Annotated in this window: 12 protein-coding genes; 6 read left to right on the top strand and 6 right to left on the bottom strand. The window is 71.6% G+C overall.

Annotated features, from left to right (window positions below):
• Positions 1-104: 104 nt before the first annotated feature.
• The 3 genes from ABT008_RS20415 (at position 105) to ABT008_RS20405 (ending at position 4964) form a co-directional block, all read left to right on the top strand.
• Positions 105-1490, top strand: a complete 1386-nt coding sequence (locus ABT008_RS20415) for a short-chain fatty acyl-CoA regulator family protein (protein ID WP_350697804.1) — start codon at positions 105-107, stop codon at positions 1488-1490.
• A 139-nt stretch (positions 1491-1629) separates the two neighbouring features.
• Positions 1630-3972 carry an AbfB domain-containing protein gene (locus ABT008_RS20410; protein ID WP_350697803.1) on the top strand — a complete coding sequence of 781 codons (2343 nt, stop codon included), beginning with the start codon at positions 1630-1632 and terminating at the stop codon, positions 3970-3972.
• Between the two features lie 140 nt (positions 3973-4112).
• Positions 4113-4964: an endonuclease/exonuclease/phosphatase family protein gene (locus tag ABT008_RS20405; RefSeq protein ID WP_350697802.1), complete on the top strand. Its 852-nt coding sequence runs from the start codon at positions 4113-4115 to the stop codon at positions 4962-4964.
• A gap of 12 nt (positions 4965-4976) precedes the next feature.
• Here ABT008_RS20405 and ABT008_RS20400 read toward each other — a convergent pair whose 3' ends face one another.
• From ABT008_RS20400 to ABT008_RS20390, 3 genes are all read right to left on the bottom strand, one after another.
• On the bottom strand, positions 4977-5828 hold the full coding sequence (locus tag ABT008_RS20400; protein WP_350697801.1) for a DUF4253 domain-containing protein: 852 nt from the start codon (positions 5826-5828) through the stop codon (positions 4977-4979).
• A gap of 64 nt (positions 5829-5892) precedes the next feature.
• The gene (locus tag ABT008_RS20395) at positions 5893-6666 is read right to left on the bottom strand and encodes an SIR2 family NAD-dependent protein deacylase (protein ID WP_350697800.1); all 774 of its coding nucleotides are present in this window, start codon (positions 6664-6666) and stop codon (positions 5893-5895) included.
• A gap of 40 nt (positions 6667-6706) precedes the next feature.
• A complete protein-coding gene (locus ABT008_RS20390) occupies positions 6707-7204 on the bottom strand; it encodes a DinB family protein (protein ID WP_350697799.1) in 498 nt (165 codons plus the stop codon).
• A 116-nt stretch (positions 7205-7320) separates the two neighbouring features.
• On the opposite strand from ABT008_RS20390, the gene ABT008_RS20385 reads away from it, so the two are divergent.
• Entirely contained in the window at positions 7321-8103 is a 783-nt protein-coding gene (locus ABT008_RS20385) for a class I SAM-dependent methyltransferase (RefSeq protein ID WP_350697798.1), read from the top strand.
• Positions 8104-8125: 22 nt separating this feature from the next.
• Here the strand turns inward: ABT008_RS20385 and ABT008_RS20380 are convergent, their stop codons facing one another.
• Entirely contained in the window at positions 8126-9241 is a 1116-nt protein-coding gene (locus ABT008_RS20380) for a sugar kinase (RefSeq protein ID WP_350697797.1), read from the bottom strand.
• Between the two features lie 76 nt (positions 9242-9317).
• Positions 9318-9977, bottom strand: coding sequence for a bifunctional 4-hydroxy-2-oxoglutarate aldolase/2-dehydro-3-deoxy-phosphogluconate aldolase (gene eda, locus ABT008_RS20375; protein ID WP_350697796.1), 660 nt, complete (start codon positions 9975-9977; stop codon positions 9318-9320).
• Positions 9978-10023: 46 nt separating this feature from the next.
• Between eda and ABT008_RS20370 the strand changes: the two genes are divergently transcribed.
• The gene (locus tag ABT008_RS20370) at positions 10024-10800 is read left to right on the top strand and encodes an IclR family transcriptional regulator (RefSeq protein WP_350697795.1); all 777 of its coding nucleotides are present in this window, start codon (positions 10024-10026) and stop codon (positions 10798-10800) included.
• A 94-nt stretch (positions 10801-10894) separates the two neighbouring features.
• On the opposite strand, the gene ABT008_RS20365 is transcribed toward ABT008_RS20370, so the two are convergent.
• Positions 10895-12274: a glycosyl hydrolase family 18 protein gene (locus ABT008_RS20365; protein ID WP_350697794.1), complete on the bottom strand. Its 1380-nt coding sequence runs from the start codon at positions 12272-12274 to the stop codon at positions 10895-10897.
• Positions 12275-12568: 294 nt separating this feature from the next.
• Between ABT008_RS20365 and ABT008_RS20360 the strand changes: the two genes are divergently transcribed.
• Positions 12569-13417, top strand: coding sequence for an SDR family NAD(P)-dependent oxidoreductase (locus ABT008_RS20360; protein ID WP_350697793.1), 849 nt, complete (start codon positions 12569-12571; stop codon positions 13415-13417).
• Positions 13418-13491: the final 74 nt, after the last annotated feature.

Below are 13491 nucleotides of genomic sequence, written 5' to 3'. Positions count from 1 at the left end.
AATTATTGAAAAGCCGAAGGGCGATTTTGCAAAGTTGTGAAAGGCGCCATTCGCAGCAGTGCTAATGTGGCCCGACCCAGTCCGCCGATCGGGAGGTTGCGGCGATGACCAAGACCTTTGCCGGTGCCCGCCTGCGCCGGTTGCGCGAGGAGCGTGGGATCAGCCAGACGGAGCTGGCCCGGCACCTCAGCATCTCCCCGAGCTACCTGAACCAGATCGAGCACGACACCCGCCCGTTGACCGTGCCGGTGCTGCTGCGCATCACCGAACTGTTCGGCGTCGACCCGACCGTGTTCGCCGCGCACGACACCCCGCGCCTGGTCGCCGGGCTACGCGAGGCCCTACCCGCCCGGGCCGGCATCACCGAACTCACCGAACTCGCCACCCGGCTGCCCGAGGTCGCCGCCGCCGTCATCGACCTGCACCGGCGCTACCAGCAGGCCGACGAGCAGCTCGCCGAGCTGGTCGGTGACCGCGAGCGGATCGGGCGCAGCCCGCACGACCAGGTCACCGAGTTCTTCTACCGCCGGCAGAACTACGTACCGGACCTCGACGAGGAGGCCGAACGGCTGGCCGCCCGGATGGCGCTGCGCCGGGGCGAGGTGCGCGTCCTGCTGCGCGACCGGTTGGCGCAGCGACACGGGGTACGCGTCACCCGCGAGGAGCCCGGCTCACTCGGCGGCGACCTGCACCGCTACCGCCCGCAGACCCGCACCCTGCACCTGTCCACCTCACTGCGCGGCGGGCAGGAGGCGATGCGGATGGCCGCGCAGATCGCCTTGCTGGAGTTCGCCGACGTGATCGACGAGATCGTCGAGTCGGAGAACTTCGACGACGTGCAGACCCAGATCCTGACCCGGGTCGGCCTGGCCAACTACTTCGCGGCGGCGCTGCTGCTGCCGTACGAGCACTTCCTGGCCGCCGCCGAGCAGCGCCGCTACGATATCGACCTGTTGACCCAGCACTACGCCCTCGGCTGGGAGACGGTCTGCCACCGGCTCAGCACCCTGCAACGCCCCCGGGCGCGCGGCGTGCCGTTCTCCTTCGTCCGAGTGGACCGGGCCGGCAACATGTCCAAGCGGCAGTCCGCCACCGGCTTCCCGTTCTCCCGCACCGGCGGCACCTGCCCGCTGTGGAACGTCTACGAGGCGTTCGGCGCGCCCGGACGGGTGGTCACCCAGGTCGCCGCGATGCCGGACGGGCAGCGTTACCTCTGGATCGCCCGCACCATCACCCGGCACCACGGCGGTTACGGTCAACCCGGCAAGGTGTACGCGATCGGGCTGGGCTGCGAGACACGGCACGCCGGGCGGTTGGTCTACTCCACCGGGATGGACCTGCACGCGGCCGAGGCGGCCATCCCGATCGGGCCGGGCTGCAAGACCTGCGAGCGGATGAGCTGCCCGCAGCGGGCCGCCCCACCGATCAGCCGGCACCTGGACCTGGACGAGAACCGCAGCACCTTCATCCCGTACCCGCTTCGGGACTGAACCCGGCGCCCGGCGCGCGTAGCCCGGACGCGCACGGCCTGCTATAGATGGTGGTTGATGTCGATGTGATCCGCCCACCCCCGTCGCGCGGGCCACCACCACGCCGCCTCACCGACGGGCCGTCCACATCGGAGACGGCATGACACGTCACGCTCGCGTCCTGTCCCCCCTGGCCGTACTCGTCGTGCTGGCCGTGCTGCTCGCACCGGTCTCCCCCGCCCGGGCCGTGCCACCGAAGACGCCCCCGCTCACCACCCCCTGGACCAGTCAGGCGCTGGCCGGCACCCCGCTGCCGGAGTACCCGCGACCGCAGATGACCCGACCCGACTGGCTCAACCTCAACGGCGAGTGGCAACTGCGCCAGTCCGCCACCGACGACGCCCCGCAGTTCGGCGTCGACCTGCCGGAGCGGGTCAACGTGCCGTTCCCGGTGGAGAGCGCCCTGTCCGGGGTGCAGCGCGCCGCCGCCGACAACCGTCACTATCTGCACTACCGCCGCACCGTCACGGTGCCGGCCGGCTGGTCGGGCCGCCGCGTCCTGCTGCACTTCGGCGCGGTGGACTGGCAGGCCACGGTCTGGGTCAACGGCACCCGGGTCGGCACCCACAGCGGCGGCTACGACGCGTTCAGCTTCGACGTCACGCCGCAGTTGCGCACCGGCCAGAACGAGATCGTGGTCACCGTCTGGGACCCCACCGACAGTCGGCAGAACGGCAGCCTGCCGCCGATCGGCAAGCAGACCAGGACACCGAACGGCATCTTCTACACGCCGGTCTCCGGCATCTGGCAGACCGTCTGGCTGGAACCCGTACCCGCCGCCTCGATCAGCCGGGTCGACACGTACCCGAACCTCGCCGACAACACCCTGCGGGTGCGGGTGCACACCCGCGGCACCGTCACCGGCCACCGCGTGCTCGCCGAGGCACTGACCGGCGGCACCGTGGTCGGCACCGCCACCGGCGGCTTCACCGAATTCACCGTGCCGGTGCCGAACGCCCGCCGCTGGTCCCCCGACGACCCGTTCCTGTACGACCTGCGGATCACGTTGCGCAACGCCGCCGGCGCACCGGTGGACCGGACCACCCACTACTTCGGCATGCGGGAGATCACCACCCGGATGGTCGGCGGCGTGCTGCGCCCGCTGCTCAACGGCGAGTTCGTCTTTCAGGCCGGCACCCTCGACCAGGGCTACTGGCCGGACGGCCTATACACCGCGCCCACCGACGCCGCCCTCGCCTTCGACCTGCAGAAACACAAGGACCTCGGGTTCAACATGGTGCGCAAGCACATCAAGGTCGAACCGCAGCGGTGGTTCTATCACGCCGACCGCCTCGGCCTGCTGGTCTGGCAGGACATCCCGTCACTGACCGCTCAAGAGGTCGACGCGACCGACGCCCAGCAGGCCCAGTTCGAGGCGGAGGCCCGGGAGATCGTCGACGAGCACCGCAGCAGCCCGGCGGTGGTCGCCTACACCGTCTACAACGAGGGCTGGGGTGAGCGGTCGCTCGCCGACACCCGACGGGTCGGTCAGAACGTCAAGAACCAGGACCCGACCCGGCTGGTCAACACGCACAGCGGCCACAACTGCTGCCAGTCGCTCGGCGACCCGGGCAACGGCGACATCGACGACTGGCACGTCTACCTCGGGCCCGCCTCCCCCGCACCGTCCGCCTCCCGGATCGCGGTGCTCGGCGAGTTCGGCGGCCTCGGACTACGGGTGCCCGGGCACGAGTACAGCCCCAGCGGCGGCTTCTTCGCGTACGAGTGGCAGCCCACCTCGGCGGCGCTGACCGACCGGTACGTCGGCCTGGTCGAGGGCGTCCGGAACCTGATGGTCGGCACCGGGCTCAGCGCCTCGGTCTACACCGAGATCACCGACCTGGAGGGCGAGCTGAACGGCTTCCTCACCTACGACCGCCGGGTGGTCAAGATGGACGAGGCCCGGGTACGCGTCGCCAACCGCGCCCTGATCGACGCGTCCCGGTCGATCACGCCCCGGCAACCGGTCGCGCTGCCGGTGGGCGCCCGCCACTCGTTGCAGGTGACCACGCCCGGACACACCGGACGGTACCTGCGACACCAGAACGGTCTGGCGTACACCGAGATCGTCACCGCGGGCAGCGCGGCGCTGCTCAAGCAGGACGCCACGTACACGATCCGGGCGGGACTGGCCGACGGGAGCTGCTACTCCTTCGAGTCGGTGAACTACCCGGGGCAGTACCTGCGTCACGCCGACTCCCGGGTCCGCAACTCGCCCGACGACGGCTCCGCGCTGATGCGCGCGGACGCCACCTGGTGCGCCCGCACCGGGCTCACCGGCAGCGGCGTGTCGCTGGAGTCGTACAACTATCGGGGGTCCTTCCTGCGCCACTACGACTCGCAGGTGTGGTTGAGTAACGGCGCGGGTGGTGCCGCGTACCAGTCGCCCGTGCTCTGGGCGGTGGACAGCACCTGGCATCTCGCGAGTCCCTGGGCGCCCTGACCGGCCGTCGGTGGCCCGGACCGACCGGTCCGGGCCACCGACGTGGCCACCCACCCCGATCACGCCGGTCGCGCAGCGTCACGACCGCGACGGAGCTGCCGATACACTTGCCACCCCTCCGCACGTCCAGGGCAGGTGCATTGGCTCGTCGTCGCTTCCGCGTCCCCCGTCCGCTGCGCGCCACCCTCGGCCTGCTCGCGGCCACCGCGCTGCTGGCCGGCTGCTCGGTGGTCGCGCCGAACGCCGGCCCCACCCCACTGCGGGTGCTCCAGATGAACCTCTGCAACAGCGGCATGGCCCTGGGCTGCTACACCGGGCGGGCGGTGGACCAGGCCGCCGAGGTGATCCGCGCCGAACGCCCGGACATCGTCACGCTCAACGAGATCTGCTCCGGTGACGTGGACGCGCTGGAGCGCGCCATGACCGGTGTGCACTCCGGCACCGTGGTCGCGGCCTTCCAGCCCGCCCGCAACGGCCGCACCGGCGAGCCCTACCGCTGCGTCAACGGCGAGCAGTACGGCGTCGGCGTGCTGGCCCACGTCGCGGACCCGTACCGGGGGCACGAACTGCACCGGGGGGTCTTCCCGGCGCAGGACCCGGCCGATCCCGAGCAGCGCGCCTGGCTCTGCGTGGACGCCAGCACCGTCTTCTACGCGTGCACCACGCACCTGGCGTACACCAGCTCGACGCTGGCGCTGGCCCAGTGCGGGCACCTGCTCGGGGTGGCCGTACCCGAGCTGCACGCCGGTGCCGGCTACCAGCCGACGGTGGTCAGCGGCGACCTCAACCTGCGGCACGGCGGCACGCCCGACGTGCGGTCCTGCGTACCCGCCGACTACCAGCACCTGCACGACGGCGGGGTGCAGCAGTTCATGGCCACCCCGGACCTGACGATCACCGCCAGCAGATCGATCGACATGAGCGGCACGACCGACCACGCGGCGTTCCTGGTCACCCTCACCACCGAGCGGGCCGAACACCCCGCCGCCTGACGACCTCGGCCGTCAGTCCCACCAGAACGCCCAGGTCGGGGCGTTGACGATGCGGTCCGCGTAACCGGCGAGCGTGCACGGGCTCTGCCCCTGCCAGATGTTGTCCGGGCAGAAGGCGAAGTGCTCGGCCGCGATCGGCAATGCCTCGTCGACGGTCGTCGGCGGGGCGGCGACCGACAGGTACAGCTCGGCGAAGCCGAGGCCGATCACGCGTACCCCGAACCGGTCCTCCCAACTGCGCAACACCGCGGAGAGTCGGCCGGCGTCGTTGGTGTAATTGACCGGCCCCTGCCAGCCGACGACGGCCAGCGCGTCGCTGCCCCGCTCGGCGGCGACCAGACCGAGCCGCATGTCGGGCTGGGCCAGTGACAACTGCTCGGCCCAGTGGTCGGCGTGCTCCTGCGGCGTGACCCGGGGCGACGCCGGTGCGGCCAGGCCGGGCCAGTCCTGCCCGTAGGGCGCGGTGACGGCGAGCTGCCGGCTGGTCGGCTCACCACCCTCGTAGTTGGTGGTGCGGGTGGACCACCAGCCGGCCAGCAACCGCTCGGGGTCGTGCTCCGCCGGGTCGGAACTGCTCGCCGGCCACAGCTCGCCGTCGGCCCAGGGGCGGTCCGGGTCACCGTGGAGGTGGTCGAGGAGCAGCGGCCACAGCCCCGACCCCGCGTGCGCCGCGTGCAGCTCCGGCCACAGTCCGGACGGGGCCGGTGCGTCGCTGAGCCACAGCGCGGGACGCTCGTCGGATGCCTCCTCGCTGCGGACCGTCCGGCCGGGCGGGAGCGACACGGGCAGGGTGCGGCGGCGCGGCTGCGCGTCGGCGAACAGCTCGGCCAGGTCGGTGGGAAGCTCATTCAACTGCGAGGTCACGAGGCGTGAGGATAGTCGCCGACACCGACAACTCCGGCCGACGAGCCGGTCGCTCCGACCCGTGTCATCCCGGTGCGTCGGTGCCCCAGGCGGCCCGGACCAGGGCGGGCAGCACCCGGGCGGCCGAGCCGCGCAGGTTCACGTCGGCGACCGCGTCCAGCGGTGTCGGCGCCGGGTCGACCTGGATCACCGTGGCACCGAGGCGGGCCGCCACCCGGGGGATCTCGGCGGCCGGATACACCACGCCGGAGGTGCCGATCGTCAGCAGCAGATCACAGGCGGCGGCCGCCTCGACCGCCGCCTCCAGGGCCTGCTGCGGCAACGACTCACCGAACCACACCACGCCCGGCCGGACCGGTGCCGTGCAGCGCACGCAGTCGGGTGGCGGCATCCGTCCGCCGTCGCCGGGCGGCGTCTCCTCGGCGAGGGTCGCCGGGTGGGCACACCGCGAACAGCGCGGCGCGAACAGGCTGCCGTGCAGGTGGATCGGGGCGACCGAACCGGCCCGCTCGTGCAGGTCGTCCACATTCTGCGTGATCAGAACGGTCTCCGGGACGTGCGCCTCGATCGCGGCCACCGCCCGGTGCCCATCGTGCGGCTCGGCCCGCCGCACGGTGTGCCGCCGCCACTCGTACCAGCCCCAGACCAGGGCCGGGTCGGCCTGGAATGCCTCCGGCGTGGCCAGCGTGTGGGCGTCGTAGCGCTGCCAGAGGCCGGTGAGGGCGTCACGGAACGTCGGCACGCCGCTCTCGGCCGACATCCCGGCCCCGGTGAAGATCACCACGCGGCGGGCCTCCCGCAGCGCCGTCACGGCCGCCGGAGTCACCGGCTCGGTCATCCGTCACACTCCCTTCCGGTACGACGCACCGCTCCCGCCGTCAGTCGGCCAGGATCTGCTCGCGCAGGATGTCGGCGTGACCGCAGTGCTCGGCCAGCTCGCGCAGCACGTGCAGATAGACCCAGCGCAGCGGGATCGGTCCGCGCCGGTTGCCGTGCAGCAGGTCGTCCAACCCCAGCGAGGCGGTGGCGCGACGGGACGCCGCACACGCCTGCCGGTGTGCCTCCTGGACGCTGGCGACGGTGTCACCGTCGTCGAGCAGGAACGACTCGTCCGGCGTGGCCGGGATGCCGATCTCGGCACGCGAGCGGCGCGTCACCGCCTCGTCGAACCAGACCTTCTCCACGAAGGTCGCGTGCTTGACCAGACCCAGCAGGGTCGTCCGGGAGGGCACCAACGATCGGCGGGCCTGCTCCTCGGTCAGCCCGTCGAGACAGTGCTGCAGCTCGGCGCGGTGCTGGTCGATGAAGACCTCGAACTGGTCCCGCAGTGCCGCGTCGATGACCCGCTCGAAGTCGGGCACGGAGGGCGATGACATGTGCGAAGCATGTCAACACCGCGACGGCGGGGCAAACAGGTTGCCGGATCCTCGCCGCGTGCTGCCGTCAGCAGAATGCCTTGGCCGGTCGCGGCCGGTCCGGACATCCTGGCCGCATGGACCTGGGCTTCGGTGGTGAGGTGGCACGGCTGTACCAACGCTACCGGCGCGGCTATCCGCCGGCCGTGTTCGACGTGCTGGCGACGACGTTCGGTCTGACGCCGCAGGACGTGGTCGTCGACCTCGGCTGCGGTACGGGCCAGCTCACGCTGCCGATCGCCGCTCGGGTGCGGGCGGTCGTCGGGGTCGATCCGGAGCCCGACATGCTCGTGCTCGCCCGCCGCGCCGCCGAGGAACAGCGGGTCGACAACGTGAGCTGGGTCCTCGGTGCCGACTCCGACCTGCCCGCGTTGGGCCGGTTGCTCGGCGACGTGGGCGCGGTGACCGTCGGGCAGGCTCTGCACTGGATGGCGCATGAGAGCGTGTTCGCCGGGCTCCGTCCGCTGCTGCGCCCCGGTGGCGGGGTCGCGGTGGTGGCCAACGGGACGCCGCTGTGGCTTCAGGACACGTCCTGGTCGCGGGCGCTACGTGCCTGCCTGGAACGCTGGCGCGGCGCCGAACTGAGCCGGAGCTGCGGCACCGACACCGACAGCCGACGCCGGTACGCTGACGCACTCACCCGGCACGGTTACCACGTCACCGAGACCGTGGTCGAATACACCGACGAACTCGACCTGGACGCTCTTCTCGGCGGCGTCTACTCCAGCTTCCCGGTCGACGCCCTGCCCCCGGCGGAGCAGCGGACGGAGCTGTCCACGATGATCCGCGACGCGCTGGGCCCGGCGACCCGGTTCCGCGAGCACGTCCGCGTCTGCGTGTTGACCGGCCGGATCGGGTAGTCCCGACCCGGCCGGTCGCAGGTCAGCGTTGCACGCGGGCGCCGGCTCCGCGCACCAGTGCCTCCACCTCGGCGAGGTTGGCCATCGACGTGTCGCCGGGGGTGGTCATCGCCAGGGCGCCGTGGGCGGCGCCGTACTCCACGGCCTGGGCCAGGTCGCCGTCGCGCTCCAGCAGGCCGTAGATGAGCCCGGAGGCGAAGCTGTCGCCGCCGCCGACCCGGTCCATGATCTCCAGGCCGGGGCGGTGGGTGGCCTCGGCGAACGCGCCACCCGACCATGCCACGGCGCCCCAGTCGTTGACCGTCGCGCTGTGCACGCCGCGCAGCGTGGTCGCCACGACCTTGAAGTTCGGGTACTCCTGGACGACGGCCTCGATCATCGTCTTGAAGTTGCCGGCGTCCAGCGCGCCGCTGTGGATGTCGGTGTCCGGCACCTCGAATCCGAGGCAGGCGGTGAAGTCCTCCTCGTTGCCGATCATCACGTCGACCAGGGCGGCGAGCCGACGGTTGACCTCCCGGGCGCGGTCCTGGCCGCCCACCGCCTTCCAGAGGCTGGGCCGGTAGTTCAGGTCGTAGGAGACGATGGTGCCGTGCCGGCGGGCGGCGGTCATCGCGGCCTCGGCGGTCTGCGCGGCCGTCTCCGACAGCGCCGCGTAGATGCCGCCGGTGTGCAGCCACCGCACCCCGAGCGTGCCGAAGAGGTGGTCCCAGTCGACGTCGTCCGGCTTGAGCTGGCTGGCGGCGGAGTGGCCCCGGTCGGAGGTGCCGACCGCCCCGCGTACGCCGAAACCGCGCTCGGTGAAGTTCAGTCCGTTGCGCACGCTACGGCCGATGCCGTCGTAGGGCAGCCAGGTGACGAAGCTGGTGTCCACGCCGCCCTGCAGGATCAGGTCCTCCAGCAGCCGGCCGACCTCGTTCTGGGCGAACGCGGTGACCACCGCGGTCCGCAGGCCGAAACAGCGGCGCAGGCCCCGGGCCACGTTGTACTCGCCGCCACCCTCCCAGGCCCGGAACTGACGCGCGGTGCGGACCCGCCCCTCACCGGGGTCGAGTCGCAGCATGACCTCGCCGAGCGAGACCAGGTCGTACCGGCACTCGTCCTTCGGCCGGGGAGTCAGCGCACTCGTACTCTCGCTCATGCCGTCACTCCGCTCCGCTGCGTGCCGCCACGAGGCACCACCGCACTGAACCCGATGATTCGCTCGCTCCGCTCGCTCATGCCCGACCTCCCGCCGCCGCCACCGCCGAGGCGGTCCGGCTGGTGATCTCGTCCCACTGCTCACCGGCGACCAGGTCCGCCGCCACCATCCAGGTCGCGCCGACGGCCAGCACGGCGGGCAGGGCAAGGTACTCGTCGATCACGGCGGGCGTGATGCCACCGGTGGGGATGAACCGGATGTCGCGGAACGGCGCCGCGAGCGCCTTGATCATCGGCGCGCCGCCCAGTTGCTGGGCGGGGAAGAACTTGACCACGTCCAGGCCGGCGTCGACGGCCATCTGGATCTCGGTCGCGGTGGCCGCGCCGGGGAAGACCGGCACGCCGGCCTCCTGGCAGAAGCGCACCACCGCGGGGGCGAAACCGGGGGTCACCACGAACCGGGCACCGGCGGCCACGGCCCGCGCGGCCTGCTCGGCGGTGAGCACGGTGCCGGCACCGACCGTGAGATCTCCGCGCCCGGCCACCGCCTTGATCGCGTCCAGCCCGGCGGCGGTACGCAGGGTCACCTCGATCGCCGACAGACCACCCTTGACCAGCGCCGAGGCGAGTGGATCGGCGTGCCGAGCGTCCTCGAGGACCACCACCGGCAGCACCCGTCCAACGTCGAGTCTTCCCGATCCGCGATCAGATTGTTCAGATCCTTGAACGTTAGTCACGTACGTGACCTTACTGGAGGCGTACCGGCTTCGCTAGAGTGGGCCGGTGCCCACCGCGCCAGAGGAGTTCCAGCCCGTCAAGTCGGCCGGGCGCACCCTCGACCTGCTCGAACTGCTCGCCGACCAGCCGCGCTCCTGGGCCCTGGGCGACCTGGCACGGGCCCTCGGCATCCCCAAGAGCAGCCTGCACGGGCTGCTGCGCACGCTGACCACTCGCGGCTGGGTGCAGACCGACGACACCGGCACCCGGTTCCGGCTCGGCCTGCGGGCCCTGCGGGTCGGCGCCGCCTATCTCGACGGGGACGACCGGGTCGGTCTGCTCGGCGGCGTCCTCGACGAGTTGTCCCGCCGGTTCGGCGAGGCCGTCCACCTCGGCCGGCTCGACGGCGATCAGGTGGTGTATCTGGCCAAGCGGGAGTCGGTGCACCGGCTGCGGCTCTACAGCGCGATCGGCCGACGGTTGCCGGCGCACGCCACCGCCCTCGGCAAGGCCCTGCTGGCCGGGCACCCGGAGCAGACGGTCGACACGATGCTGACCTGGCCGCTGCCCCGCCTCACCCCGCACACCCTCTGCGACCGCGACGCCCTGCACTCGGCGCTGGCCGATGTCCGGACAGTCGGGCACGCGGTGGACCGGGAGGAGAACGCCGAGGGCATCGTCTGCTTCGCGATGGCCGTGCCGCTGTCGTCACCGGCGGTGGACGCGGTGAGCATCTCCGTCCCGGTCTCCCGGCTGCGTCCGGAGATCGAGGCGTCGATCGTCGCGGCGCTGCGGGAGATGGTCGGTGGCCTCACCCAGGCCCGCAGCATGGTGGTCGCGTAGCGGGCTCGGGGCGGCGATTCCACCCCGAGCCCTTCAGCGCTGGTCAGGCCGGCACGCGCCGGTCAGGCCGGCAGGCGCCGAACGTCGGCGCTGGTCAGACGGGCAGGCGCCAGACCTGGTTGGCGCCGCCGAAGCAGTCCCAGATCTGCAACCGGGTGCCGTCGGCGGAGCTGTTGCCGGTGGCGTCCAGGCACCTGTTCGACGCCGGGTTGCGCAGCGTGCCGTTGGACTGGGCCTGCCAGACCTGCGCGGTGGTGCCATTGCAGTCCCAGAGCTGCACGAGCGTGCCGTTGGCGGTGCCCGCGCCGGCCACGTCCAGGCACTTGCCGAGCGCCCGCAGGGTGCCGCCGGAGGCCACCGTCCAGCTCTGCGCATTGGTGCCGTTGCAGGTGTAGAGCTGCACGGCCGTGCCGTTGGCGTTGCTCGCGGCGGCCACGTCCACGCACTTGCCGGCGATGCCGGTGATCGGGCCGGTCCGCCCGGTCGGCGGCGGGGTGCCGCCGCCCATGACGGTGTCGTAGATCGCGCTGACCAGTGAGGTCGAGCCGCTGGTGTCCTGGGTCAGCTCCCAGTTCATCATGCCGCCGGCGTTCGCCATCGCCCACTGGGTCTTGCGCTTGACGGTCGGGATGCCGTTGTAGCACTGCTGGACGCCGCTGACCGTGGTGCAGTCCCGGTTGGCGTTGGCCGGGTCCATGCCGACCAGTTGGGTGTACGTGTAGTAGCCGGGGCGACTGTAGAAGGGCACGCCGAGGACGGCCTTGGCGGCCGGCAGGCCGCGCGCCTTCCACCCGTTCACCGCGTTGATCGACCAGTCGTAGTTGGCGTGCGGGCTGCCGCCGTCGTACGCCATGATGTTGAGGAAGTCGACGTGGTTGAAGACCGAGGTGGGCACACCGTCGCGGTAGTAGCCCTCGGCGACCACGGCGGCGGTCAGCAGCTTGCCCTGCGGGCGCAGCGCATTACTGAGCTGCTGAATGAGCAGGGCGTAGTTGGCGGCCGAGGCGCCCGGGTCCGGGTACTCCCAGTCCATGTCGACGCCGTCGAGGCCGTACTGGTTGACGAACGAGACCAGACTGTTGACGAACGTGGTGCGGGTGCCGGCGTTGGCGGCGAGGGCCTCGAAGGCGCTGTCGTCGCCGTCGTTCCAGCCGCCCACCGCGATGGAGACCTTGACGTTGTTGGCCCGGGCCAGCGACACCAGCGAGGAGAGCTTGCTCGGGTTCTCCACCGGCCGCAGGGTGCCGTTGCTGTTGGGCAGCACGAACGCGTAGTTGATGTGGGTGAGCTTGCCGTACTGGACCGAGTTGACGTTGCCGGCCCAGGAGGGCATGTAGCCGACGCTCTTGAAGTTGTTCGGCAGGACCACGGCGTGTGCGGCGGTCGGGGTGACGGCGAGGGTCGCTCCGGCGGTGACCAGGGCGAGCAGACCGGCGGCCAGGGCCGAGCGGGGGCGGGGACGTGGTGAGGACATCGAGGGCCTTCCCGGTGCGGATCACGGCGCCGTGCCGCCGTCCGGCGCCGGTGGTCGTCGGCGCCGGACGAGCGTACGGGTGGACAGGGTGGTTTCCTCGAGGCAGCAGAATCTTAAAGAGTGTTAACCGTTAAGGTCAATGACAACTTTCGATGGCGAGCGACGAAAGTCGGACGACCGGGAGCGAAACTCGCCAAGCGCACCATCACCTCGGCGACGGGCGGCTAGGTTCATCACCGATGCCGGCGGTGACGCGGCGGAAGCGCCGGGGCTCGACGACGACGGGAGCAGGTCGTGCCGACAGCACAGCACGCCGACGCGCTGCGGGACGCCGCCGTCGTGCTGACCGGCGCGACGAGCGGTATCGGCCGCGCCACCGCGCTGGCCATCGCCGACCGGCCCGGCTGTCTCGTCCTGCACGGGCCGGAGCCGGAGAGCGAGGTCGCCGACCTGCTCGACCAGGTGCGGTCCCGGCAACGCCGGGATGCCGAGTTGACGTACGTGGCGGCCGACTACCACGATCTCGCCGAGGTCACCCGGCTGGCCGAGCGGATCCGCGTCACGACCGATCCGATCGACGTCCTGATCAACAACGCGGGCCGTCCCGCGCCGGCCACCCGGACGGTCAGCGACGCCGGGAACGAGATCACCTTCCAGGTCGACTACCTGGCGCCCTTCCTGCTCACCACCGACCTGATCGACCTGGTCGCCGGCCACGAGCGGGGACGGATCGTCAACATCGTGTCCGCCACCCATCACTCGGCCACGCTGCACCTGGACGACCTCGACCTGACCCGGCAGGCCTACACCCCGTCGGCCGCGTACGCGAACGCCGAGCTCGCCCTGGTCACGTACACCGGCTGGCTGGCCCGGAACCGGCCGTCGCCCTCGCTGGACGTGGTCAGTCTGCACCCGGGCGTGATCTCGACCGGCCTGCTGCACGCGATGTTCTCCGTCGACGGGCAACGCCCGGAACAGGCCGCCGACACCGTCGTGCAGATCGCGGCGCGGCGCGAGGACAACGGCACCTACTACGACGAGCGGGTACCCGGCACGCCCCACCCGCAGGCCGTCGACCCGGAGGTCCAGGACCGGTTGTACGAACGCACCGTGGAGTTGTTGCGCGGCCATCTCCCGGAGTGACGGGCGGGCCGCCCGGTGGCGCATAACATCGACCGGGATAGCTGCTTCGCCCAGACGACGAAGGGTGACCCCGA

This window comes from Micromonospora sp. NPDC002389 (assembly GCF_040296095.1).
Taxonomy (GTDB): Bacteria; Actinomycetota; Actinomycetes; order Mycobacteriales; family Micromonosporaceae; genus Micromonospora.
This window is presented reverse-complemented; position numbering and strand designations above follow the sequence as displayed.